This is a genomic window from Campylobacter sp. TTU-622, assembly GCF_016598965.1.
Lineage (GTDB): Bacteria > Campylobacterota > Campylobacteria > Campylobacterales > Campylobacteraceae > Campylobacter_D.
In genome coordinates, this window is record NZ_JAENKR010000172.1 from 1 (window position 1) to 1,054 (window position 1,054).

1 protein-coding gene is annotated in these 1,054 nt (G+C 28.5%); it reads left to right on the forward strand.

Annotated elements, in window-relative coordinates; translation table 11 throughout:
- Nucleotides 1-960, forward strand: a 960-nt coding sequence (locus JG677_RS08255; protein WP_234284677.1) for a methyl-accepting chemotaxis protein, incomplete at its 5' end; no start/stop codon positions are given.
- Nucleotides 961-1,054 lie beyond the last annotated feature (94 nt).

The following is a 1,054-nucleotide window of genomic DNA, read 5'->3' on the forward strand; positions in this document are numbered from 1 at the left end:
ATTAATATAAAAACAAATGATGAATTTGGTCAAATATCTAATGCCATCAATGAAAACATTCTTCAAACTAAACAAGGTTTAGAACAAGATAATCAAGCAGTAAAAGAAAGTGTATCAACTGTTCAAGTAGTAGAAAAAGGAGATTTAACTGCAAGAATTACTGCTAATCCAAGAAATCCACAATTAATTGAACTTAAAAATGTTCTTAATAAACTTTTAGATGTTTTACAAGAAAAAATAGGTTCTAATATGAATGAAATACAAAGAGTATTTAATAGTTATAGAGCCTTAGATTTTACAACAGAAGTTAAAGATGCTAAAGGTGCTGTTGAAGTAACTACAAATGCATTAGGACAAGAAATCATTAAAATGTTAAAACAAAGTTCTGACTTTGCAAATTCATTAGCAGATGAGAGTGGAAAACTTCAAACTGCAGTTCAATCTTTAACTAATTCTTCAAATTCTCAAGCAGCTTCACTAGAAGAAACAGCAGCAGCATTAGAACAAATCACTTCTTCTATGCAAAATGTTTCTCAAAAAACAAGTGATGTTATTACTCAAAGTGAAGAAATTAAAAATGTAACAAGTATAATAGGTGATATTGCAGATCAAATCAATCTTTTAGCTTTAAATGCTGCTATTGAAGCTGCACGTGCAGGAGAACATGGACGTGGATTTGCTGTTGTTGCTGATGAAGTTAGAAAACTAGCAGAGAGAACTCAAAAATCTCTAAGTGAAATAGAAGCTAATACTAATTTACTTGTTCAATCTATTAATGATATGGCTGAATCTATAAAAGAACAAACTACAGGTATTACTCAAATCAATGAAAGTGTAGCTCACATAGATCAAACTACTAAAGATAATGTTGAGATTGCAAATGAATCAGCACTTATTTCTAATACAGTAAGTGATATAGCAAGTAATATACTTGATGATGTAAAGAAAAAGAGATTTTAATAACTAAAGAGCAAAAGCTCTTTAGTGAATTAATATGAGTAATAAATAAATTTAATTATTAAACTACTTTCTAGCTTTTAATGTTAAAGAATAA